At 69.6% G+C, this 21,437-nt stretch carries 19 protein-coding genes; 10 read left to right on the forward strand and 9 right to left on the reverse strand.

The genetic code is table 11. The annotated features are described in order from the left end of the window. Positions 1 to 140: 140 nt before the first annotated feature. The 3 genes from ASF44_RS11985 to ASF44_RS11995 form a co-directional block, all read right to left on the reverse strand. A complete protein-coding gene (locus ASF44_RS11985) occupies positions 141 to 1,466 on the reverse strand; it encodes a glycerate kinase (RefSeq protein WP_056899464.1) in 1,326 nt (441 codons plus the stop codon). 104 nt (positions 1,467 to 1,570) lie between these two features. Then, positions 1,571 to 2,077, reverse strand: a complete 507-nt coding sequence (locus ASF44_RS11990) for a DUF1993 family protein (RefSeq protein WP_056899465.1) — start codon at positions 2,075 to 2,077, stop codon at positions 1,571 to 1,573. Positions 2,078 to 2,160: 83 nt separating this feature from the next. Beyond that, positions 2,161 to 3,357, reverse strand: a complete 1,197-nt coding sequence (locus ASF44_RS11995) for a urate hydroxylase PuuD (RefSeq protein ID WP_056899466.1) — start codon at positions 3,355 to 3,357, stop codon at positions 2,161 to 2,163. A gap of 290 nt (positions 3,358 to 3,647) precedes the next feature. On the opposite strand from ASF44_RS11995, the gene ASF44_RS12000 reads away from it, so the two are divergent. Next, complete coding sequence (locus ASF44_RS12000) at positions 3,648 to 4,196, forward strand: hypothetical protein (RefSeq protein ID WP_056899467.1); 549 nt, start codon at positions 3,648 to 3,650, stop codon at positions 4,194 to 4,196. Positions 4,197 to 4,260: 64 nt separating this feature from the next. Continuing rightward, positions 4,261 to 4,935: a GntR family transcriptional regulator gene (locus tag ASF44_RS12005; RefSeq protein ID WP_056899468.1), complete on the forward strand. Its 675-nt coding sequence runs from the start codon at positions 4,261 to 4,263 to the stop codon at positions 4,933 to 4,935. Positions 4,936 to 4,969: 34 nt separating this feature from the next. Here the strand turns inward: ASF44_RS12005 and guaD are convergent, their stop codons facing one another. From guaD to xdhA, 5 genes are read right to left on the reverse strand one after another with little or no spacing between them, the layout of a single operon-like run. Next, the gene (gene guaD / locus ASF44_RS12010) at positions 4,970 to 6,256 is read right to left on the reverse strand and encodes a guanine deaminase (RefSeq protein ID WP_056899469.1); all 1,287 of its coding nucleotides are present in this window, start codon (positions 6,254 to 6,256) and stop codon (positions 4,970 to 4,972) included. A 5-nt stretch (positions 6,257 to 6,261) separates the two neighbouring features. Continuing rightward, a complete protein-coding gene (locus ASF44_RS12015) occupies positions 6,262 to 7,563 on the reverse strand; it encodes an NCS2 family permease (RefSeq protein ID WP_056899470.1) in 1,302 nt (433 codons plus the stop codon). A 39-nt stretch (positions 7,564 to 7,602) separates the two neighbouring features. Further along, positions 7,603 to 8,607, reverse strand: a complete 1,005-nt coding sequence (locus ASF44_RS12020; RefSeq protein ID WP_082524718.1) for a LysR family transcriptional regulator — start codon at positions 8,605 to 8,607, stop codon at positions 7,603 to 7,605. Positions 8,608 to 8,631: 24 nt separating this feature from the next. Next, positions 8,632 to 11,061, reverse strand: coding sequence for a xanthine dehydrogenase molybdopterin binding subunit (xdhB, locus tag ASF44_RS12025; RefSeq protein WP_056899471.1), 2,430 nt, complete (start codon positions 11,059 to 11,061; stop codon positions 8,632 to 8,634). Positions 11,062 to 11,093: 32 nt separating this feature from the next. Next, a complete protein-coding gene (gene xdhA, locus ASF44_RS12030; protein WP_156374466.1) occupies positions 11,094 to 12,659 on the reverse strand; it encodes a xanthine dehydrogenase small subunit in 1,566 nt (521 codons plus the stop codon). 207 nt (positions 12,660 to 12,866) lie between these two features. Between xdhA and ASF44_RS12035 the strand changes: the two genes are divergently transcribed. Further along, positions 12,867 to 13,802, forward strand: a complete 936-nt coding sequence (locus ASF44_RS12035) for a class I SAM-dependent methyltransferase (protein ID WP_056899473.1) — start codon at positions 12,867 to 12,869, stop codon at positions 13,800 to 13,802. Here the strand turns inward: ASF44_RS12035 and xdhC are convergent. Then, the gene (gene xdhC / locus ASF44_RS12040) at positions 13,781 to 14,644 is read right to left on the reverse strand and encodes a xanthine dehydrogenase accessory protein XdhC (protein WP_056899579.1); all 864 of its coding nucleotides are present in this window, start codon (positions 14,642 to 14,644) and stop codon (positions 13,781 to 13,783) included. The genes ASF44_RS12035 and xdhC overlap by 22 nt on opposite strands. Before the next feature lie 188 nt (positions 14,645 to 14,832). Here xdhC and ASF44_RS12045 point away from each other — a divergent pair, with 188 nt between their 5' ends. The 7 genes from ASF44_RS12045 (at position 14,833) to ASF44_RS12075 (ending at position 21,437) form a co-directional block, all read left to right on the forward strand. After that, positions 14,833 to 17,130: an NADP-dependent malic enzyme gene (locus ASF44_RS12045; protein WP_056899474.1), complete on the forward strand. Its 2,298-nt coding sequence runs from the start codon at positions 14,833 to 14,835 to the stop codon at positions 17,128 to 17,130. 136 nt (positions 17,131 to 17,266) lie between these two features. Then, a complete protein-coding gene (locus ASF44_RS12050; protein ID WP_056899475.1) occupies positions 17,267 to 18,304 on the forward strand; it encodes an ABC transporter substrate-binding protein in 1,038 nt (345 codons plus the stop codon). Beyond that, positions 18,304 to 19,152, forward strand: a complete 849-nt coding sequence (locus tag ASF44_RS12055) for an ABC transporter ATP-binding protein (RefSeq protein WP_369820919.1) — start codon at positions 18,304 to 18,306, stop codon at positions 19,150 to 19,152. The genes ASF44_RS12050 and ASF44_RS12055 overlap by 1 nt, the downstream gene beginning before the upstream one ends. Then, positions 19,149 to 19,916, forward strand: a complete 768-nt coding sequence (locus tag ASF44_RS12060) for an ABC transporter permease (RefSeq protein WP_056899477.1) — start codon at positions 19,149 to 19,151, stop codon at positions 19,914 to 19,916. The genes ASF44_RS12055 and ASF44_RS12060 overlap by 4 nt, the downstream gene beginning before the upstream one ends. Continuing rightward, positions 19,913 to 20,389, forward strand: coding sequence for a nucleoside deaminase (locus ASF44_RS12065; protein ID WP_082524719.1), 477 nt, complete (start codon positions 19,913 to 19,915; stop codon positions 20,387 to 20,389). The genes ASF44_RS12060 and ASF44_RS12065 overlap by 4 nt, the downstream gene beginning before the upstream one ends. A 124-nt stretch (positions 20,390 to 20,513) precedes the next feature. After that, a complete protein-coding gene (locus tag ASF44_RS12070) occupies positions 20,514 to 20,783 on the forward strand; it encodes a hypothetical protein (RefSeq protein ID WP_056899478.1) in 270 nt (89 codons plus the stop codon). A 66-nt stretch (positions 20,784 to 20,849) separates the two neighbouring features. After that, the gene (locus tag ASF44_RS12075) at positions 20,850 to 21,437 is read left to right on the forward strand and encodes a LemA family protein (RefSeq protein ID WP_235579207.1); all 588 of its coding nucleotides are present in this window, start codon (positions 20,850 to 20,852) and stop codon (positions 21,435 to 21,437) included.

Consider the following 21,437-nt stretch of genomic DNA (forward strand, 5'->3'; position numbering starts at 1 on the left):
GTGGTTGGCCACCTTGACCTTGTACAGGTCCTTGAGCAGCGCGCTCATCAGCGACAGGTTGTCCGGCGTGTCGTCCACGACCAGCACGGTGGGCTTGGCCAGCCCCGGGGAAGCAGTTTCCATGGATCGTCCAGACGCGCCTACAGGATCAGCAGGGCGCGAAAATCGTTGACATTGGTGTGCGTGGGCCCGGTCACCACCAGGTCGCCCAGCGCGTCGAAATAGCCGTAGGCATCGTTGCGGTCCAGGTGGGCCGCCACCTTGAGGCCGGCCGCCTCGGCACGCGCCAGCGTATCCGGTTGCACGCACGCGCCCGCGTTGTCTTCCACGCCGTCGATGCCGTCGGTGTCGGCCGCCAGCGCAAACACGTCCGGCTGTCCTTGCAAAGCCTGGGCCAGGCCCAGGCAGAACTCGCCGGCCCGGCCGCCCCGCCCGCGCGGCGTGCCCTCGGGCTGGCGCCGCACGGTGACCGTGGTCTCGCCGCCCGACAGGATGACGCAGGGCCGCGCGAACGGCTGGCCGCGCTGGGCCACGGCGCGCGCCAGCGCCGCATGCACCTTGCCGACCTCGCGCGACTCGCCCTCGATCTCGTCCGACAGGATGTGCGGCGTGACACCGGCCGCGCGCGCCGCGGCGGCCGCGGCCTCCAGCGATTGCTGCGGCGTGGCGATCATGCGCACGGCATGGCCCTCGAAGCGGGCGTCGCCGGGCTTGGGTGTCTCAAGCAGGCCGGCGCGCAATGCGGCGGCAATGGAATCCGGCACGGCGATGCCATAGCGCGCCAGGATCGCCAGCGCGTCTGCGCAGGTCGTCGCGTCAGGCACGGTCGGCCCGCTGCCGATGACGGAGGGGTCGTCGCCCGGCACGTCGCTGATGGTCAGCGTCAGCACCTGGGCCGGCGCGCAGGCCGCGGCCAGCCGCCCACCCTTGATGCGCGAGAGGTGCTTGCGCACGCAGTTCATCTCGTGGATGCCGGCGCCCGAGGCCAGCAGCTCGCGGTTGATGCGCTGCTTGTCCTCCAGCGCCAGGCCCTCGGCCGGCAAGGTCAGCAGAGCCGACGCGCCGCCGGACATCAGGCACAGCACGAGGTCGTCGGCCGTCAGGCCTTCGGTCAGCGCCAGCATGCGCTGCGCGGCCGCCAGGCCAGCCGCATCGGGCACGGGATGCGCGGCCTCCACCACCTCGATGCGCTGGGCAAGGCCTGCGGGCCGCGGCGGAATGTGGTGGTAGCGCGTGACCACCAGGCCCTCCAGCGGCGCGTCGGCCGGCCACAGTGCTTCCAGCGCCTGCGCCATGGCGCCGCCGGCCTTGCCTGCGCCCAGCACCAGCGTGCGGCCACGCGGCGGCGCGGGCAGGTGCGCGGCCATGTTGTGCAGCGGCAAGGCGCGCTCCACCGCGGCACGGTACAGGTGCAGCAGGAAGTCGCGCGGTGCCCGCGCGGGATCGGGTGCGGCGGTGGCGGTCATGTGCAAGGGTCTCCGGCGCGCATTGTGCCGCCCCTGCGCAGACATTCCGCGCCACAACGCGTGCCGCAACGCGCGTCCTTCGCCGCGCCCGGCACCAGTGGCACTCAGGTCTGGCCCAGGAAGTCCCGCTTGCCGATCGCCACGCCCTGGTGGCGCAGGATGTCGTAGGCCGTCGTCACGTGGAAGAAGAAGTTGGGCAGCACGAAGCCCAGCAGGTAGGGCTGGCCTTCGAACGGCATCTCGCGGCCGCCCACCTTGAGCACGATGGCCCTGCTTTCGCTGCCGTCGATCTGCTCGGGCCGCACCGTGGCCAGGAACTCCAGCGTTTTGGCGATGCGCGCCTGCAGCTCGTCGAACGTGGCCTCGTTGTCCTCGAAGCGCGGCGGCACGATGCCGCCAAGCCGGGCGGCGCCGAACTTGGCCGCGTCGCTGGCGCTCTGCACCTGGCCGGTCAAGGGAAACATGTCTGGCGCCAGCCGCGCCTGCAGCAACACGGCCGGATCCTGGCCCTGAGCCTGCGCATGGGCCAGGCCCTTGTGCAGCAGTTGGGACAGCACGCCAAGCTGGCGCTGGAACACCGGCACCGAGGCCTGGTACATGGATAAAGGCATGGGACGTCTCGCTCCTGGTGAACCCGCAAAGGGGAGCGCGACGATACGCCAAAGCCCGCTGGCCTGCTGGCCAGCTGGTGCCTTCAGTTCGTCTTGGCGCCGTCCTGGAACCAGCGGCCGATCAGTGCGCGGTCGGCCTCGGTCATGCCGGTGGCGTTGCCCATGGGCATGATCTTGGTCACAGAGACCTGCTGGTAGATCGCCTGGGCATGCTTGGCGATCAGTTCGGGCGAATCGAGCCGCACGTTCTTCATCTGCACCTGCGCACCGTGGCAGGCCAGGCAGTGCTGCTGCACCAGCGGCTGCACCTGCGCGAAGCTCACGGCCGGCGCAGCCGCCACCGGGGCTGCGGGCTGCGGCTTCAGCATCACGATGACACCGACCAGGATCGCCACGCCGACCAGCGCGTACGGCAGCGGATGCGAGGCGCGGCCCAGCTTCCAGTGGTGGCGCACCACGAAGAACTGCCGGATCAGCGCGCCGCCCAGCATGATGGCCACGAGCACCATCCAGTTCTGCGGATGCGTGTAGGTGAAGCTGTAGTGCCCGCTCAGCATGGCGAACAGCACCGGCAGCGTGAAGTAGGTGTTGTGCACGCTGCGCTGCTTGCCGCGGATGCCATGGACCGGATCGACCGGCTGGCCCGCACGCAGCGCCGCCACGTTCTTGCGCTGGCCGGGGATGATCCAGAAGAACACGTTGGCGCTCATCGTGGTGGCCAGCATGGCGCCGACCAGCAGGAAGGCTGCGCGCCCGGCGAACCAGTGGCAGGCCAGCCACGACGCGAAGCAGATGAACACGAACAGCAGGAAGCCGACGATGGCGTCGCCGTTCTTGCGCCGGCCGAACAGCTGGCAGATGGCGTCGTAGACCATCCAGAACACGACGAAGAAGGCCAGCGCCACGCCGATGGCGGCACCGGGTGACCAATCCATCTTGGACTTGTCGATCAGGTAGGTGCTGGCGTTCCAGAGATAGGACACCGAGAACAGCGCGAAGCCGCTGAGCCAGGTGGAGTAGCTCTCCCAGTACGACCAATGCAGGTGGTCGGGCAGCTTCTTGGGGGAGACGGTGTACTTCTGCGCGTTGTAGAAGCCGCCGCCGTGCACGGCCCATTGTTCGCCGCCCACGCCCTTGTCCAGCGATTCCTGGTCCTTGGGTTTTTCGAGGCTGCTGTCCAGCATCACGAAGTAGAACGATGCGCCGATCCAGGCGATCGCGGTGATGACATGCAGCCAACGCAGCAGCAGGTTGGCCCAATCCAGGTAGTAGCTTTCCATCTCAAACCTCGGGGTGCGCGATGGCACCGTGGGGAAAGCTGCTCACCACTGCGGGCGCTCTGAGCAAGCGGGGGGCCGCGCTGAGGTGTCCGTGAACCGGGCACCGCGCCGCTGCGACCGGGCGGGATTTTAGGCAGAAAGAATCGAACATGTCATGTGGCTTTCTCGTGCTTGTGGTCGCGTCGCCACGCGCCCGGACAGTGCTGGGATTTCGCAAGGAATATGCCGCCGCGGCTGCGCATGGCGCCCTTCGGTAGACTCCGCCGCTCTTTCCAGCTTCGTGAGCAGACATGCCCTTGTCCACCCTGCAGCGCCGTTTGTGGACGAGCGCCCTTGTGGGCGCTTCGGCCGCCTTGTTGATCGGCTGTGCGCCGCTGGCCACACCACCGGCCGCATCGGCCTCGCCGGCCGCGCAACCCGGTGCGCCCGACGGCGGCAGCCGTCCCGGCCCGTCGGGCAGCGCGCCCGGCCCGGCCAGCCGCCCCGCCGCGCCGCGCGTGTCCAGCGCAGGCACGCCACGCGACTACCGCCAGGACGCCGCCACCCACCTGTACGCCGCCAATGCCGAGCGCATCTACGCTGGCCGGCTGCCACCCAACCTGTACGCCATCGGCGTGCTGGAGGTCGAACTGGACCGCCAGGGCCAGGTACAGCGTCTGCACTGGATGCGCGCGCCCAGCCACGCGCCCGAAGTGGTGCGCGAGATCGAGCGCACCGTGCGCGCTGCGGCGCCGTTCCCGCAGCCGGCCAGGCTCGGCCGCGTGCGCTACGTGGACACCTGGCTGTGGGACCGCAGCGGGCGCTTCCAGCTGGACACGTTGTCGGAGGGACAGGACTGACGCATTCTTCGTTCACAAATGAAACACTTGTGTATACGAATACGAATGCAGCTATGATGGTGCAATGGACAATACCGGCACCAACACCACAACCATCGTCGACGCGCTCACAAAAGCCATCGTGGAGCATCGACTGCATCCCGGCACAAAGCTGGCGGAGCAGAAACTGGCCGACCACTTCGGTGTCTCGCGCACCCTGGTGCGCCAGGCGCTGTTCCAGCTCTCGCAGAACCGCCTGATCCGGCTCGAGCCGGCGCGTGGCGCCTTCGTGGCCGCACCTTCGGTGAACGAGGCGCGCCAGGTGTTCGCGGTGCGCCGCATGCTGGAGGCCGAGATGACGCGCGCCTTCGTGCGCGAGGCCACGCCGTCGCGCATCAAGTCGCTGCGCGAGCACCTGGCGCGGCAGAAGGCCGTGATCAAGGACAGCAAGGATGCGGCCCAGCGCATCGAACTGGCTGGTGACTTCCACCTGCAGATGGCGCGCTTGCTCGACAACGAGGTGCTGGCGCAGATGATGGTCGAGCTGCTGTCGCGCTGCTCGCTGATCACGCTGATGTACCAAAAGGACACCGGCCCCGAGTTCGCCGAGGACGAGCACGAGGCCCTGCTCGACGCGATCTCCGCACGCGAGGAAGACCGCGCCGTTCAGCTGATGGACCAGCACCTGCAGCGCCTGGAGTCTTCGCTGACCTTCGACCGCAAGATCCCGAGCAACGACATCTCGATGGCCCTGGCCTGACGACCGGCTACTTTGGCGCCTGCTCCACCGCCTCTCAGGCGGTGAAGACATGCTCCACCAGCCGGTCGTCGCCCAGCACGATCAGCGCGAACAGCAGTTCTTCCAGGCTGTCGGCCAGCGCGGTCTTGCGCGCCAGCAGCGGCGTGGCCGCGGGGTTCAGCACCACGAAGTCCGCCTCCGTGCCGGCCTGCAGCGTGCCCACCACGCCTTCCAGGCCCAGGGCCTGGGCCGCACCGCCCGTGTGGTTCCACCACAGGCGCGACGGCGCCAGGCTCAGCCCGGGCTTGGTCTGGCCCTCGCGCCCCACGTAGTAGGCCGCCAGCATGGTCTGGAAGGGGCTGAAGCTCGTGCCGCCGCCCACGTCGCTGGCCAGGCCGTGGCGCATGCCGATGCGCTCAGCCCCTTCGTAGTCGAAGAAGCCGCTGCCCAGGAACAGGTTGCTGGTCGGGCTCACCGCGGCCGCCGTCTTGGTCTCCCGCATCAACGCGCGGTCGGCATCGTCGAAGTGGATGCAGTGCGCATAGACGGCACGCTCGCGCATCAGGCCGAAGCCCGTGTAGACATCCAGGTAGGAGCGCGCCTTGGGAAACAGTTCGCGCGCCCACTTCACCTCGTCCTTGTTCTCGGCCACATGCGAGTGGATCCAGGTGTCGGGATACCTGGCCGCCAGTTCGCCGGCGCCGCGCAGCTGCGCATCGGTGCTGGTGGGCGCGAAGCGCGGCGTGATGGCATAGCCCAGGCGGCCGCTGTTGTGCCACTTGCGGATCAACGCCTCGGAGTCGATGAGGCTCTGCTCCGTCTCGTCGCGCACGCCGTCGGGCGAATGCCGGTCCTGCAGCACCTTGCCGCCCATCATGCGCAGGCCACGGTGCTGCGCCTCGCCGAAGAACGCGTCGACCGAGGCCGGGTGCGAGGTGCAGAAGGTCAGCGCCGTGGTCACGCCGTTGCGCTGCAGCTCGTCGAAGAAGAAGGCCGCGACCTCGGCGGCATGCGCGGCGTCGGCAAAGCGCGTCTCGGCCGGGAAGGTGTAGTTCTCCAGCCAGGGCAGGAGGCCTTCGGCTGGCGCACCGATGATGTCGGTCTGCGGGAAATGCACATGCATGTCCAGGAAGCCCGGCGCGATGATGCGGTCGGGCCAGCACGTGACCGGCACCTGCGCATGGCGCGCGGCCAGGTCGCGGTACGGGCCGGCATCGTGCACGCGCTGCACGCCATCGGCGTCGGTGCCGACCACCAGCAGGCCGTCCTCCTCGAACAGGGCCTCGCCCTCGGGCGAGAAACGCAGCAGGCGCGCGCGGTAGGCTTTCGTGGACGCAGTCATGTGGCTCAATGGCCTCCGATGTAGATGAACTTGAACAGGAACACACCGCCGATCACCCACACCATCCAGTGCACGTCGCGCGCGCGGCCGGTGAACAGCTTGAGCGCAGCGTAGGTGATGAAGCCGAAGGCCAGGCCGTTGGCGATGGAATAGGTGAAGGGCATGGTCAGCGCAGTGACCGCGGCCGGGATCACCTCGGTGGTGTCGTCCCAGTCCAGCTCGGTCAGCTCGCGCAGCATCAGGCAGGCGACGAAGAACAGCGCCGGCGCCGTGGCGTAGGCCGGCACCACGCCGGCCAGCGGCGCGATGAACAGGCAGGCCAGGAACAGCACGGCCACGGTCACCGCCGTGAGGCCCGTGCGGCCGCCGGCCTGCACGCCAGCCGCGCTCTCCACGTAGGCGGTGGTGCTGGAGGTGCCCAGCAGCGAGCCCGCGAAGATGGCGCCGCTGTCGGCCAGCAGCGACTTGTTGAGGCGGTCCATCTTGCCCGGCACCAGCAGGCCGGCGCGCTTGGCCACGCCCATCAGCGTGCCGGTGGCGTCGAACAGCTCGACCAGGAAGAACACCATCACCACGTTCAGCAGCCCGCCCGTCAGCGCGCCCTTGATGTCCAGCTGCAGGAAGGTCGGGGCGATCGAGGGCGGCGCCGAGAAGACACCGCGGAACTGGTTGCCGCCGAAGAAGAACGAGGCCACCGTCACCGCCACGATGCCGATCAGGATGGCCCCCGGCACCCTGAGCTTGTCCAGCACCACGATCAGCACGAAGCCGATCACGGCCAGCACCACCGGCGCCGTGTGCAGGTCGCCCAGCGTCACGAAGGTGGCCGGCGAGGCCGCCACGATGCCCGCGCTCTTGAGCGCGATGAGTGCCAGGAACAGCCCGATGCCCACGGTGATGGCATAGCGCAGCGACAGCGGGATGCCGCGGATGATCAGCCCACGCAGTCCGAACAGCGTGACCAGCAGGAACAGGCAGCCCGAGACGAACACCGCGCCCAGCGCGGCCTGCCAGGTGAAGCCCATCTTGAGCACCACCACGTAGGCGAAATAGGCGTTCAGCCCCATGCCCGGCGCCAGCGCGATCGGGTAGTTGGCGTACAGGCCCATGATGGTGGTGCCCAGTGCCGCGATCAGGCAGGTGGCGACGAACACCGCGTCCTTGGGCATGCCGGCATCGCCCAGGATCGAGGGGTTCACGAAGATGATGTAGGCCATCGTCAGGAAGGTGGTGAGCCCGGCCATCAGCTCGGTGCGCACCGTGGTCTCGTGTTCCTTCAGCTTGAACACGCGTTCTGTCCAGTTCATGGGGTCTCCGCTCTCTCGGTTGGATGTTGTGTTGGGAATTCAGCGGTCGGCGGACATGCGCAGCGCGGCAGCGACGTCCTTGGTGCGCGCACGCAGCCAGCGTGCGGCGATGGAACTGTGGCTGCGCGCATGCCAGAGCTGGTAGTACAGCAGGCGCGGCAACGCGGCGGGGCATTCGAGGATCGCCAGCGGCAGCCGCATGGCCGCGCGCTCGCAGTACTGGCGGCCGGTGGTCAGCACCAGCAGGCTGTTGGCCACCATGTCGGGGATCAGGCCGAAGTAGGCGCAGCGGGCCACCACGTTGCGCCGGTGGCCCTGGTGGTCCAGCATCTGGTCGATGATGCCGCGCGCGCCCGGGTGCGTGGGCATGGGCGCGATGTGCTCGGCCGCCAGCCAGGTGTCCAGGTCCCAGCCGCGCCGCGCCGCCGGATGGTCGCGGCTGACCATGGACACCACCTCGTCGCCGAACAGCCGGGCCATGTGCAGGTCCTCGGGCGGCTCCATCCAGTTGCCGATCACGAGGTCCACATGGCCCTGGGCCAGGTGGGCCTGGTAGTCGGAATCGGCCGACAGCGTGTGGATCTCGATCTGCACGCCAGGCGCCTGGCGCTTGATGTCGGCCACCAGCGTGGGCAGGAACAGCGGGTCCAGGTAGTCGCTCGCGGCGACGCGGAAGGTGTCGGTGGCGGTCTGCGGGTCGAAGCTGCGCGCGTCGGCGAACAGCATCTCGGCGGCCCGCAGGATGCTGGCCGCCGGCTCCACCATGCGCAGCGCGGCATCAGTGGGCACCATGCGCCCGCCAGTGCGCACCAGCAGCGGGTCGCCGGACAGCACGCGCAGCCGCTTGAGCGACGCCGACACCGCCGGCTGGTGCATGCCCAGCCGGATCGCCGCGCGCGACACGCTGCGCTCGGTCAGCACCACGTGCAGCACGCGGATCAGGTGCAGGTCGATGCGGTCGAACAGCGCCTGGCCGGGCGCTGCAGCGCCCTTGGCCGTGCCACCGGGCGCGGCAGCCCTCTGGATCGGAACGACGTCGGCCATGGCCTGCCTCCGGTGGGTCGGGCCTCAGGCGGCCTGCACGGCGCCCAGCGCGCGCAGGATGGACTCGCCCGTGGCGGGCGCGGTCAGCGGCGGATCGGTGCGGTGGCCGCCCGCGGCCGAGACCGCATCGCGGATCGCGAAGAACACCGAGAACGGCAGCAGCAGCGGCGGCTCGCCCACCGCCTTGCTGCGGTGGATGGAGTCCTCCACGTTCTCGCGGTCGAACAGCCGCACGTTGAACACCGGCGGGCAATCGTTGGCCGTGGGGATCTTGTAGGTGCTGGGCGCGTGCGTGGTCAGCTTGCCGCTCTCGGGGTGCCAGACCAGCTCCTCGGTCGTGAGCCAGCCCATGCCCTGGATGAAGGCGCCCTCGACCTGGCCGATGTCCACGGCCGGGTTCAGCGACTTGCCGGCGTCGTGCAGGATGTCGGCCTGCAGCAGCTTCCATTCGCCCGTCAAGGTGTCGATGACGACCTCGGCAACTGCCGCGCCGTAGGCGAAGTAGTAGAAGGGCCGACCGGTCATGGTCTCGCGGTCCCAGGACAGGCCCGGCGTGGCGTAGAACCCGTCGGACCACAACTGCACGCGGTCCAGGTAGGCCTCGCCGACCACCACGTCGAAGCCGAGCTCGCGTCCGTTGACGAACACCTTGTCGTTGGCAAAGCGCACCTGCTCGGCCGTGCCGCCGTGGCGTGCGGCGGCGCAGGCGGCCAGCCGCTCGCGGATCTGGCGCGCCGCGTCCTGCGCGGCCTTGCCGTTCAGGTCGGCGCCCGTGGACGCCGCCGTGGCCGAGGTGTTGGCCACCTTGGTGGTGTCGGTGGCCGTGGCGCGCACGCGCTCGAAGGCCACGCCCAGCTCGTGCGCCACGACCTGGCAGACCTTGGTGTTCAGGCCCTGGCCCATCTCGGTGCCGCCGTGGTTCACGAGGATGGAACCGTCGGTGTAGACATGGACCAGCGCACCGGCCTGGTTGAAGTGCTTGACGTTGAAGCTGATGCCGAACTTGAGCGGTGTCAGCGCCAGGCCGCGCTTGAGCACCGGGCTCGCGGCGTTGTAGGCCGCCACGGCGGCGCGCCGCGCGGCGTAGTCGCTGCTGGCCTCCAGTTCGCCGACCAATGCCTCCAGGATGTTGTCCTGCACGGTCTGCTGGTAAGGCGTGACGTTGCGCTCTTCGACGCCGTAGAAGTTGGCGCGGCGCACGGCCAGTGGATCGCGGCCGAGCCGGCGCGCGATGCTGTCCAGGATGTTCTCGATGGCGATGGCACCCTGCGGGCCGCCGAAGCCGCGGAACGCGGTGTTGCTTTGCGTGTTGGTGCGGCCGGAGTAGCCGTGCATGGCCACTTCGGGCAGCCAGTAGGCGTTGTCGAAGTGGCACAGCGCGCGTGTCATCACGGGCGCCGACAGGTCGGCCGAATGGCCGGCCCGCGAGACCATGCTGATCTCCGCGCCCAGAATGCGGCCTTCGTCGTCGTAGCCGATGTCGTACTCGTACCAGAAGCAGTGGCGCCGGCCCGTGACCATGAAGTCGTCGTCGCGGTCCAGCCGCAGCTTGACGGGCTTGCGCAGCGCGCGCGCCGCCACCGCCGCGACGCAGGCGAACAGGCCCGACTGCGACTCCTTGCCGCCGAAGCCGCCGCCCATGCGCCGGCACTCCACGTGCACCGCATGGGCCGGCAGGTGCAGCGCATGCGCCACCAGGTGCTGCATCTCGCTGGGGTGCTGCGTGGAGCAGTGCACGTGCACAGCCCCGCCCTCCTTCGGGATCGCGTAGCTGATCTGGCCTTCGAGGTAGAACTGCTCCTGGCCGCCCACGTCCAGGCTGTCGGTCAGGCGGTGCGGCGCGGCCGCGATGGCGGCGCGGATGCCCTCGGCATCGCGCCCGCTGGCGCTGCGCACCAGGTGCATGGGCGGCACCACGTAGTGCCCGCCCGCATGGGCGTCGCGCGGCGTCAGCACGGGCTTGGCCGGCTCGACCTGCAGCACCTTCTTGGCCAATGCCGCGGCACGGCGTGCGGCGTCACGCGTGCTGGCCACCACGGCGAACACGGGCTGGCCGAGGTAGCGGATCTCGCCGTCGCACAGGATCGGGTCGTCGTGCACGATGGAGCCGCAATCGTTGCTGCCCGGGATGTCGGCGGCCACCAGCACGCGCACCACGCCCGGCATGGCTTGCACCGCCGCGAGGTCGATGCCCAGCAGCCGGCCGGCCGCCACCGGCGACAGCCCGAGCGCGCAGTGCAGCGTGCCGGCCAGCTCGGGGATGTCGTCGATGTAGGTGGCGCCACCTGCCACGTGCAGCGCGGCCGATTCGTGCGGGCGGCTGATGCCCACGCGCGCGCCGGCATCGTGCGCACGCGCCTCGGCCGCGGGATCGATGCGCGCGGCGGTGTTGTCCTGGTAGCTGGCGAAGGCCGTGGCCGCCTCCAGCAGATGCTCGGGGATGGGCTTGTTCATCGTGGGCTCCTGTCCTGGTGTGCCGGTGTCGGTCAGGCGGCAGCGTGCGGCAGCACGCTGAACACGCTGGTGGCGCTGGCCGGCAGCGGATCGCCTGGCCGGGTTTCCAGCCACAGGCGCTGCAGCAGGTTCTGCGCGACCTGCAGGCGGAAGGCCGCGCTCGCACGCATGTCCGACAGCGGCTTGAAGTCCAGCGCCAGCGCGGCCTGCGCGGCGCGCACCGTGGCCTGCGTCCAGGGCTTGCCCAGCAGCGCGGCCTCGGCCTGGGCCGCCCGCCTGACGGTGGCGGCCATGCCGCCGTAGGCCAGGCGCACGCTGGCCACCGTGTCGCCGTCCAATGCGATGGCCATGCCGGCGCACAGGGCCGAGATGTCGCAGTCGAAGCGCTTGCTGATCTTGTAGCCGCGCACCTGGCGCGCGAACGCGGCCAGCGGCACCGCCAGGCCCTGCACGAACTCGCCGGGCTCCAGCGCGTTCTTCATGTAGTCGAGGTAGAACTCGGTGAGCGGCATGCGCCGCACGCGGGCGCCGCGGCGCAGCTCGATCTCGGCGTCCAGCGCCATCAGGATCGGCGGCGCATCTCCGATCGGCGAGCCGTTGGCCACGTTGCCGCCCATGGTGCCGGCATGGCGGATCGGCGGCGAGGCGAAGCGCAGCCAGACATCAGCCAAGGCCGGCGCGCGCTGCACGAGCGCGCGCCAGGCGTCTTCCAGCAAGGCGCCGGCGCCGATGTAGAGCTGGTCGCCGCGCTGCTCGACGCGGCGCAATTCCGCCACGCCGCCCAGGTAGATCAGCTCGCCGACATCGCGGAACTGCTTGTTGACCCACAGCCCGATGTCGGTGGAGCCGGCCAGCAGGCGCGCCTGCGGTCTCGCCTCGCGCAGCGCCGCCAGCGCCTCCAGCGTGGCGGGGGCGTGGAAATGGTCCAGCCGCGGGCCTTCCGGCAGCGCCACGGGCGCGGCGTACGCCAAGCCCTGCGCGCGGCGCAGGCCCTGCAGCGCCTGCACTACGGCCGCGCGGTCCAGCCGCACGGCCGGCAGGTCGAACATGCGCTGGCCGGCGTCCAGGATGGGCCGGTAGCCCGTGCAGCGGCACAGGTTGCCCGACAGGTCGTCGGCCAGCTGCTGGCGCGAGGGCCGCGTGCCGGCCTGCTGGTGCAGCTCGTAGCTGGACCACAGCGACATCACGAAGCCCGGCGTGCAGAAGCCGCATTGCGAGCCGTGGCACTCCACCATGGCCTGCTGCACCGGGTGCAGCGCCGCATCGCCGTGCTTGGTGCAGGCCGTGGCGCACTGCGGCTGCAGGTCTTCCACGGTGAACAGCGCCTTGCCGTCCAGCGTCGGCAGGAACTGGATGCAGGCATTGACGCTGGCCAGCTGCAGCGCGCCCTGGCCGTCGAGTTCGCCGATGACCACCGTGCAGGCGCCGCAGTCGCCCTCGTTGCAGCCTTCCTTGGTGCCGGTACAGTGCGCGTCCTCGCGCAGCCAGTCCAGCACCGATCGCGTGGTGCGCACGCCGTCGACCGAGACGACCTCGCCGCGGTGGTAAAAGCGGATCGGCTCGCTGGGGGCCTGCTGCGCGCTGTGGGGGCTGTTCATGTGCATGCTCGTGGGATGGTTTCGGCGGCAATCGTCGCTGGCATTGGCCGGTACAGGATGGTCACGGTTCATACGCGTTGCGGCATACCAACATCACCATAGTGCATATGCGCAGCGCGTTATGAACGCCCCGGGTAAACCCTGGAAGCCCGCTGCAACACTTGTGCCAATGCCAGAACGGGCCCCCGCGCCCAACTTGTGAGAACCATGCAAGCACTCCTCGACGCCATCGCACGGATGGCGCCCTGCACCGATGTCCAGCGCATCTTCCACGGCCGCGGAGCACGCCAGCCGGGCTGCGAGCACCTGGTGCTCGACGCCTACCCGCCCGTGCTGCTGCTGACCAGCTTCGCGCCGCTGCCGCAGTTCGACGTGGACACCATCGGCGACGCGCTGGCGCAGCGCTGGCGCGCCATCGCACCCGACCAGCCCCTCAACTGGGTGCTGCAGATCCGCCCGTCCAGCGGCCCGGCCGAGACCCAGCGCATGGCCGGCGCGGTGCCGCAGCCCCATGTCGTCACCGAAGACGGCGCGCGCTACCTCGTGCACCTGCTGCGCGGGCAGAACCATGGCCTGTTTCCCGACATGGCCGCCGGCCGCGCCTGGGTGCGCCGCACCGTGGCCGCGCACGCGCAGCCGCAGCGCATGCGCGTGCTGAACCTGTTCGCCTACACCTGCGCGTTCTCGGTGGTGGCGCGGCTGGCGGGCGCCGGGCAGGTGCTCAACATGGACATGAGCCGCGCTGCGCTGGCCATCGGCCAGCAGAACCACCAGCTCAACGGCGTGGCGGCCGGCGCCAGCTTTGCGGCGCACGACGTCTTCAGCAGCTGGGGCAAGATCAACCGGGGCGGCGCCTACGAGCTCATCATCGTCGACCCGCCGAGCTACCAGAAGGGCAGCTTCGTGGCGACCAAGGACTACGCGCGCGTGATGCGCCGGCTGCCCGAGTTGCTGATGCCGGGCGGCCATGCGCTGCTGTGCCTGAACGCACCGGAACTGGGCGTGGACTTCCTGACCGGCCACATGGCCGAGCAGGCGCCTGCACTGCAGCTGGTGGAACGCGTGGCCAATCCGCCGGCCTTCGCCGATGCCGACGAACAGCGCAGCCTCAAGGTGCTGGCCTACCGCGCGCCGGCCACCTGAACCGGCCCACCGGCCGGCGGCACGGCCAGCGGCGGCGCCACCTGCAGCAGTTGCGCCGCCACGGCCACCGCGATCACCTCGGGCTCCTTGCCCGTGATGCCGGGCACGCCGATGGGGCAGGTGATGCGTGCCAGCTCGTCGGCCGTGAAGCCGCGTGCCTCCAGGCGGCGCCGGAACGTGGCCCACTTGGTCTTGCTGCCGATCAGGCCCACGAACGGCAGGTCGCCGCGGGCGCGCAGGCGCTGCAGGCAGGCGACCACGATGTCCAGGTCCTCGGCATGGCTGAAGCTCATGACGAGCACGCGCGCGCCCGTGGGCAGCGTGGCAACGGCATCCTGCACGGGCTCGCTGTGCTCGGTCTCCACCTGGGCCGGCAGTGCCGGCGGGAAGACACCGTCGCGGCTGTCGATCCAGCGCACCGCATAGGGCAGGCCGGACAGCAGGCGCACGATGGCGCCGCCCACGTGCCCGCCGCCGAACAGCGCCACGGGCGCCAGTGCCGCGGTCAGCTCGGCGCGCAAGGCGGGCGCGTCGGCGGCCGCGATGCGCCGGTAGCGCAGGAAGACCACGCCGCCGCAGCACTGCCCCAGCGTCGGCCCCAGCGGATAGCGCACCACTGCGCCATGCGCGGGCGAGCCGGCCTCGCCAGCCAGCAGCGCACGTGCGGCGGCGACGGCCTGGTACTCCAGCTGGCCGCCGCCGATGGTGCCGGTCAACGCACCGCGCCACACCGCCATCCAGGTGCCGGCCTCGCGCGGCGCCGAACCCTGGGTGCCGGTCACCTGCACCAGCACGCCGCCCTCGCCCGCCAGGCGGGCCAGGGCATCGTCGAGTGCGGGCATCGTGTGCATGCGGTGCATTCTGCACGGCGCCACGCCGCGCGCCATCACGCTGCGCATATAGGGTCAACTGGTAATTCCCTATAACGCGGCGCCTGCAGCGGCGCGCGCTAGGGGTAGGCTAGCCCCCCGCGTACCGGCAGGACACCGCGCCCCGGCACCGGCCAGTGTGATCCATCGAGGAGTTGTCCGTGAGCAAAGAACTGTCCCCTGCCGAGCAGGCCCTGCGCGACGCCGCGCGTGAATACCACCGCGCCCCGACCAAGGGCAAGATCTCGGTCACGCCCACCAAGCCGTTGCTGAACCAGCGCGACCTGTCGCTGGCCTACTCGCCCGGCGTGGCCTATCCCTGCCTGGACATCGAGGCCGACCCCAGCCTGGCGGCCGAGTACACCTCGCGCGGCAACCTGGTCGGCGTGATCACCAACGGCACGGCCGTGCTGGGCCTGGGCGACATCGGTCCGCTGGCCTCCAAGCCGGTCATGGAAGGCAAGGGCTGCCTGTTCAAGAAGTTCGCCGGCGTCGATGTGTTCGACATCGAGCTGGCCGAGCGCGACCCCGACAAGATCGTCGAGATCGTCGCCGCGCTGGAGCCCACGCTGGGCGGCGTGAACCTGGAGGACATCAAGGCGCCCGAGTGCTTCTACATCGAGAAGAAGCTGCGCGAGCGCATGAACATCCCGGTGTTCCACGACGACCAGCACGGCACGGCCATCATCTCGGCCGCGGCCCTGCTCAACGGCCTGGAACTGGTGGGCAAGGACATCGGCAAGGTCAAGATCGCGGTGTCGGGCGCCGGCGCCGCCGCCATCGCCTGCCTGGACGTGATGGTGGGCTTGGGCGTCAAGCGCGAGAACGTCTACGCGGTCGACTCCAAGGGCGTGATCTACCAGGGCCGCCCGGGCGGCTTCGACGCCTCCAAGGCCACCTACGCGCAGGACACCTCCGCCCGCACGCTGGCCGACGTGGTCGATGGTGCCGACGTGTTCCTGGGCTGCTCGGCCGCCGGCGTGCTCACGCAGGACATGGTCAAGACCATGGCCGACAAGCCCATCATCCTGGCGCTGGCCAACCCCGAGCCCGAGATCCGACCCGAGCTGGCCAAGGCCGTGCGGCCCGACGTGATCATCGCCACCGGCCGTTCGGACTACCCGAACCAGGTCAACAACGTCCTCTGTTTCCCCTACATCTTCCGCGGCGCGCTCGACTGTGGCGCGACCAAGATCACCGAGGAGATGAAGCTGGCCTGCGTGCGCGAGATCGCCGAACTCGCCAAGGCCGACATCAGCGAGGAAGTGGCCACGGCCTATGCCGGCAAGGAACTCTCGTTCGGCCCCGACTACATCATCCCCACCCCGTTCGACTCGCGCCTGATCCTGCGCATCGCGCCGGCCGTGGCCAAGGCCGCCGCCGCGTCCGGCGTGGCCACGCGCCCCATCGAGGACCTGGAGGCCTACGCCCAGCACCTGCAGCGCTTCGTCTACCACACGGGCATGTTCATGCGCCCGGTGTTCACGGCCGCCAAGCTGGCCACGAAGAAGCGCGTGGCCTATGCCGAGGGCGAAGACGACCGCGTGCTGCGCGCCGCCCAGCTGGCGGTGGACGAAGGCCTGGCCAAGCCCATCCTGATCGGCCGCCCGGACATCATCGCCAGCCGCGTGAAGAAGGCCGGCCTGCACCTGGACCTGGCGCGCGACGCCGAGATCGTCGACCCCGAGAACGACCCGCGCTTCCGCCAGTACTGGGAGGCCTACCACGCGCTGATGGGCCGGCGCGGCATCACGCCCGAGGCCGCGAAGGCCATGGTGCGCCGCTCCAACACCACCATCGCCGCGCTCATGGTGCACCTGGGCGACGCCGACGCCATGCTGTGCGGCCTGGTCGGCCGTTTCGACAGCCACTTGAAGATCCTCGAGCAGCTGCTGGGCACACAGAAGGGCGGCCCGGGCTTCGCCACCGTCAACGCGCTCACGCTGGACAAGTACACCCTCTTCGTGGCGGACACCAGCGTGCACGACGACCCCACGGCCGAGCAGCTGGCCCACATCGCGCTGATGGCCGCCGAAGAGGTGCGCCGCTTCGGCCTGCCGCCCAAGGTGGCCTTCCTGTCGCACTCGAACTTCGGCACCTCCGAGCGCGCCTCGGCGCGCAAGATGCGCGAGGCGCGCGAGCTGTTCGCCAAGCTGGCACCGGACATCGAGTCCGAAGGCGAGATGCATGGCGACTCGGCCCTGTCCGAAGAGGTGCGCCGCAACGTGCTGCCCGACAGCAAGCTGACCGGCGAAGCCAATCTGCTGATCTGCCCGAACCTGGATGCGGCCAACATCCTGTTCAACGTGCTCAAGATGACCGGCGCCAATGGCGTGACGGTGGGCCCGATCCTGCTGGGCGCCGCCAAGCCCGCGCACGTGCTGACGCCCTCGGCCACGGTGCGCCGCGTGGTCAACATGACGGCGCTGGCCGTCGCTGACGCCAACATCGACAAGTAACGCACCACCACGGCGCACGACGCCCCACCATGGGACCCCATGGTGGGGCGTTTGCATTGGCGAGCTCCGGAATGGCACCAATGGCGTGCAGGCACCCAACTTGCTTAAATCCCGGACTTTTCACTCCGAGACACCGATGAACAAGCGCCACCTGCTCCAGTCCTTCCTCGCCGCCTCCGCCCTCGCGTTCGGCCTTCCGGCCGCACAGGCGCAGACCACGCCGATCAAGTTCCAGCTCGACTGGCGCTTCGAGGGACCGGCCGCGCTGTTCCTGCAGCCCGCTGCCAAGGGTTACTTCAAGGCCGCCGGCCTGGACGTGAGCATCGACGCCGGCAACGGCTCGGGCGGCACCGTCACGCGCGTGGCCTCGGGCGCGTACGACATGGGCTTCGCCGACCTGGCCGCGCTCATGGAATTCCACGCCAACAACCCCGACGCGCCGAACAAGCCGGTCGCGGTGATGATGGTCTACAACGACACGCCGGCCTCGGTCATGGCGCTCAAGAAGAGCGGCATCAAGACCCCGGCCGACCTGACCGGCAAGAAGCTGGGCGCGCCCGTGTTCGACGCCGGCCGCCGCGCCTTCCCGATCTTCGCCAAGGCCAACAACGTGGGCAACGTGCAGTGGACCGCGATGGACCCGCCGCTGCGCGAGACCATGCTGGTGCGCGGCGACATCGACGCCATCACGGGCTTCACCTTCACGTCGCTGTTGAACCTGGAGGCGCGCGGCGCCAAGGTCGAGGACGTGGTGGTGCTGCCCTACCCGCAGTACGGCGTGAAGCTGTACGGCAACGTCGTCATCGCCTCGCCCAAGATGGTCAAGGAGAACCCGGCCGCCATCAAGGCGTTCCTCGTGGCCTTCGCCAAGGGCGCCAAGGAGGTCATGGCCAACCCGCCCGCCGCCATCGAGTACGTGAAGGCGCGCGACGGCATCGTCAACGTGGCGCTGGAAACGCGCCGCCTGCAGCTGGCCATCGACACCGTGGTCGCCAGCCCCAACGCGCGGGCCGAAGGCTTCGGCCAGGTCAACCCGGGCCGGCTGTCGCTGATGGCCTCGCAGGTGTCGGACGCCTTCGGCACCAAGACCCGCGTGAACCCCGAGGCGGTGTGGAACGGCAGCTTCCTGCCCAGCGCCGCCGAACTCAACGTGCTGCCTCCCGCGAAGAAGTGATGGCAGAAGAGACCCCCTTCGTCGACTTCCGCGACGTCTGGCTCGCCTACAACGAGCAGCTGCTGCGCGAGAACCACTTTGCCGTCGAGGCCATCGACCTGAAGGTGCGCAAGGGCGAGTTCATCGCCATCGTCGGGCCCTCGGGCTGCGGCAAGTCGACCTTCATGAAGCTGACCACGGGCCTGAAGATGCCCTCCATGGGCAAGATCTTCATCGATGGCCAGCCCGTCACGGGGCCGCTCAAGATCTCGGGCATGGCCTTCCAGGCTTCGTCGCTGCTGCCCTGGCGCACCACGGTGGACAACGTGCTGCTGCCGCTGGAGATCGTCGAGCCCTACCGCTCCACCTTCAAGCAAAAGCGCAAGGAGTACGAGGAACGCGCGCGCCGGCTGCTGCAGAAGGTCGGCCTGGCGGGCTACGAGGACAAGTACCCCTGGCAGCTGTCGGGCGGCATGCAGCAGCGCGCGAGCATCTGCCGTGCGCTGATCCACGAGCCCAAGATGCTGCTGCTCGACGAGCCCTTCGGCGCGCTCGACGCGTTCACGCGCGAGGAGCTGTGGTGCATCCTGCGCGACCTGTGGACCGAGCAGCAGTTCAACGTGATCCTGGTCACGCACGACCTGCGCGAGTCGGTGTTCCTGGCCGACACGGTCTACGTGATGAGCAAGAGCCCGGGCCGCTTCGTGATCAAGCGCGAGATCGAATTGCCGCGCCCGCGCGAGCTCGAGGTGACCTACACCAAGGAATTCACCGACATCGTGCTGGAACTGCGCAGCCACATCGGCGCCATCCGCAATCCCAACGCGGGGAGCGCCGCCAAACCATCCGAGAACGCCCTGCCGCAATGAACAAGAAATACGTCGAAGCCTGGTCGCCCTGGCTGCTGCTGTTCGTCGTCATCGCGCTGTGGCAGATCCTCTGCGCGGCCTTCAACGTGTCCGAGTTCATCTTCCCGAGCCCGATGCGGATCTGGGAGCAGTTCTGGGAGTTCAAGGCCATCATCGCCGGCCACGCCTGGCGCACCTTCTGGGTCACGATGGCGGGCTTTGGCATCGCCATCGTGGTCGGCGTGCTGCTGGGCTTCGTGATCGGCTCCTCGCGCCTGGCGTATGCGGCGGTCTACCCGCTCATGACGGCCTTCAACGCGCTGCCCAAGGCCGCCTTCGTGCCCATCCTCGTGGTGTGGTTCGGCATCGGCATCGGGCCGGCGATCCTCACGGCCTTCCTGATCAGCTTCTTCCCCATCATGGTCAACATCGCCACCGGCCTGGCGACGCTGGAGCCCGAGCTGGAGGATGTGCTGCGCGTGCTGGGCGCCAAGCGCTGGGACGTGCTGGTCAAGGTCGGCCTGCCGCGCTCGCTGCCGTACTTCTACGGCTCGCTCAAGGTCGCGATCACGCTGGCCTTCGTCGGCACCACGGTGTCGGAGATGACGGCCGCCAACGAGGGCATCGGCTACCTGCTGATCTCGGCCGGCTCGTCCATGCAGATGGGCCTGGCCTTCGCCGGGCTGCTGGTGGTGGGCGCGATGGCCATGGTCATGTACGAGTTGTTCAGCTTCATCGAGAAGCACACGACGGGCTGGGCGCACCGCGGCAGCCAGAACGCGTGAACACCGACCAGGCGATCCGCCAACTGCGCCGCGCCGACCAGGTCGCGCGGCGCGCCATGGCCATGGGCCGGCACCCCTTCGGCGCGCTGCTGGTGGCGCCCGACGGCGAGACCGTGCTGGCCGAGCAGGGCAACATCGACACCGTGAACCACGCCGAGTCCACGCTCGCGCGGCACGCGGCGGCGAACTACCCCGGCGCCTACCTCGCGCAGTGCACGCTGGTCACCACCTTCGAGCCCTGCGCCATGTGCGCGGGCACGGTCTACTGGGCCGGCATCGGCCAGGTGGTCTACGGCGCAGAGGAAACCGACCTGCTCGCACTGACCGGCGACCATCCCGAGAATCCCACGCTGGCCCTGCCCTGCCGCGAGGTCTTCGCGCGCGGGCAGCGCCCGGTCGTGGTGACCGGTCCGGTCCCCGAGGTCGCGGCAGAGATGGTGGCCACGCACCAGGGTTTCTGGCAGCAGCGCTGAGCCGGACGTTGCCGCATTTGCACCATGGTTTAGCCAAGTGTCCGGCAGGGTCGTTACACAAAATAATCCCGGGGCGGGGACTGCCTCGCCACAATGAGCTGACGTCGTGCTTACGGAGTAACCCATGCCGCTGGACTATCTCGCCCGGCTCGAGCGGGCCCGCTTCCCTTTGCTGGTGCGCAAGGCCAGCGATGTCGACAAGGTGCGCGTGCTCAAGGCGGCCGAATACATCACCGCCTCGGTGCCGCTCGGGCCTTTGAACACGGCCTTCGGCGACGACGGCGAGGCTGTCATCTTCGGCCTGACCGAGCGCGGCGAGTCGGCCCTGCGCAGTGCCGCGCCACCGCCCGAGGCCCCGCTGCAGCGCGGCCGCCGCGACACTCTCGAAGACTGACCGGCCGCTGTGCCATAGTCGGTCGCCGGCCGTGTGGCCGGTCCAACGCGGGAGGCATGCATGGCAATGGAAGGATGGTTCGTGGTGGCATTGGCCGTGGTCGCGGCCCTGTGGGCCGGCCGGGTCTACAACCGGCTCGTGCAGAACCGCAACCGCATCGCCAACGCCTTCGGCCAGATCGATGTGCAGCTCAAGCGCCGCCACGATCTGGTGCCCAACCTCGTCGAGGTGGCCAGGCGCTACCTGGCCCATGAAGCGGCCACGCTGCAGGCCGTCACGCAGGCCCGCGGCGCTGCACTGGGCGCCGCAGACGCGGCACGCGCCGCGCCCACCAGCGCCGCCGCCATCGGCGCGCTGACGGCCGCCGAGCAGGCCCTGGGCGGCAGCCTGGGCCGGTTGTTCGTGGTGGCCGAGGACTACCCCGACCTCAAGGCCGACGCCAGCATGCGCGCGCTCAGCGAGGAACTGACCAGCACCGAGAACCGCATCGGCTTCGCGCGCCAGGCCTACAACGACCAGGTGCTGGCCTTCAACGACGCGGCCACGCGCTTTCCAGACCTGCTGGTGGCACGGCTGACGGGCTTTGCGCCGGCCGAGATGCTGCTGTCCACCCAATCGGCGGCCGAGCGCGCCGCACCCAAGGTCGCGTTCTAG

The organism is Pseudorhodoferax sp. Leaf274, assembly GCF_001422445.1.
In the GTDB taxonomy this organism is placed as follows: Bacteria; Pseudomonadota; Gammaproteobacteria; order Burkholderiales; family Burkholderiaceae_C; genus Pseudorhodoferax.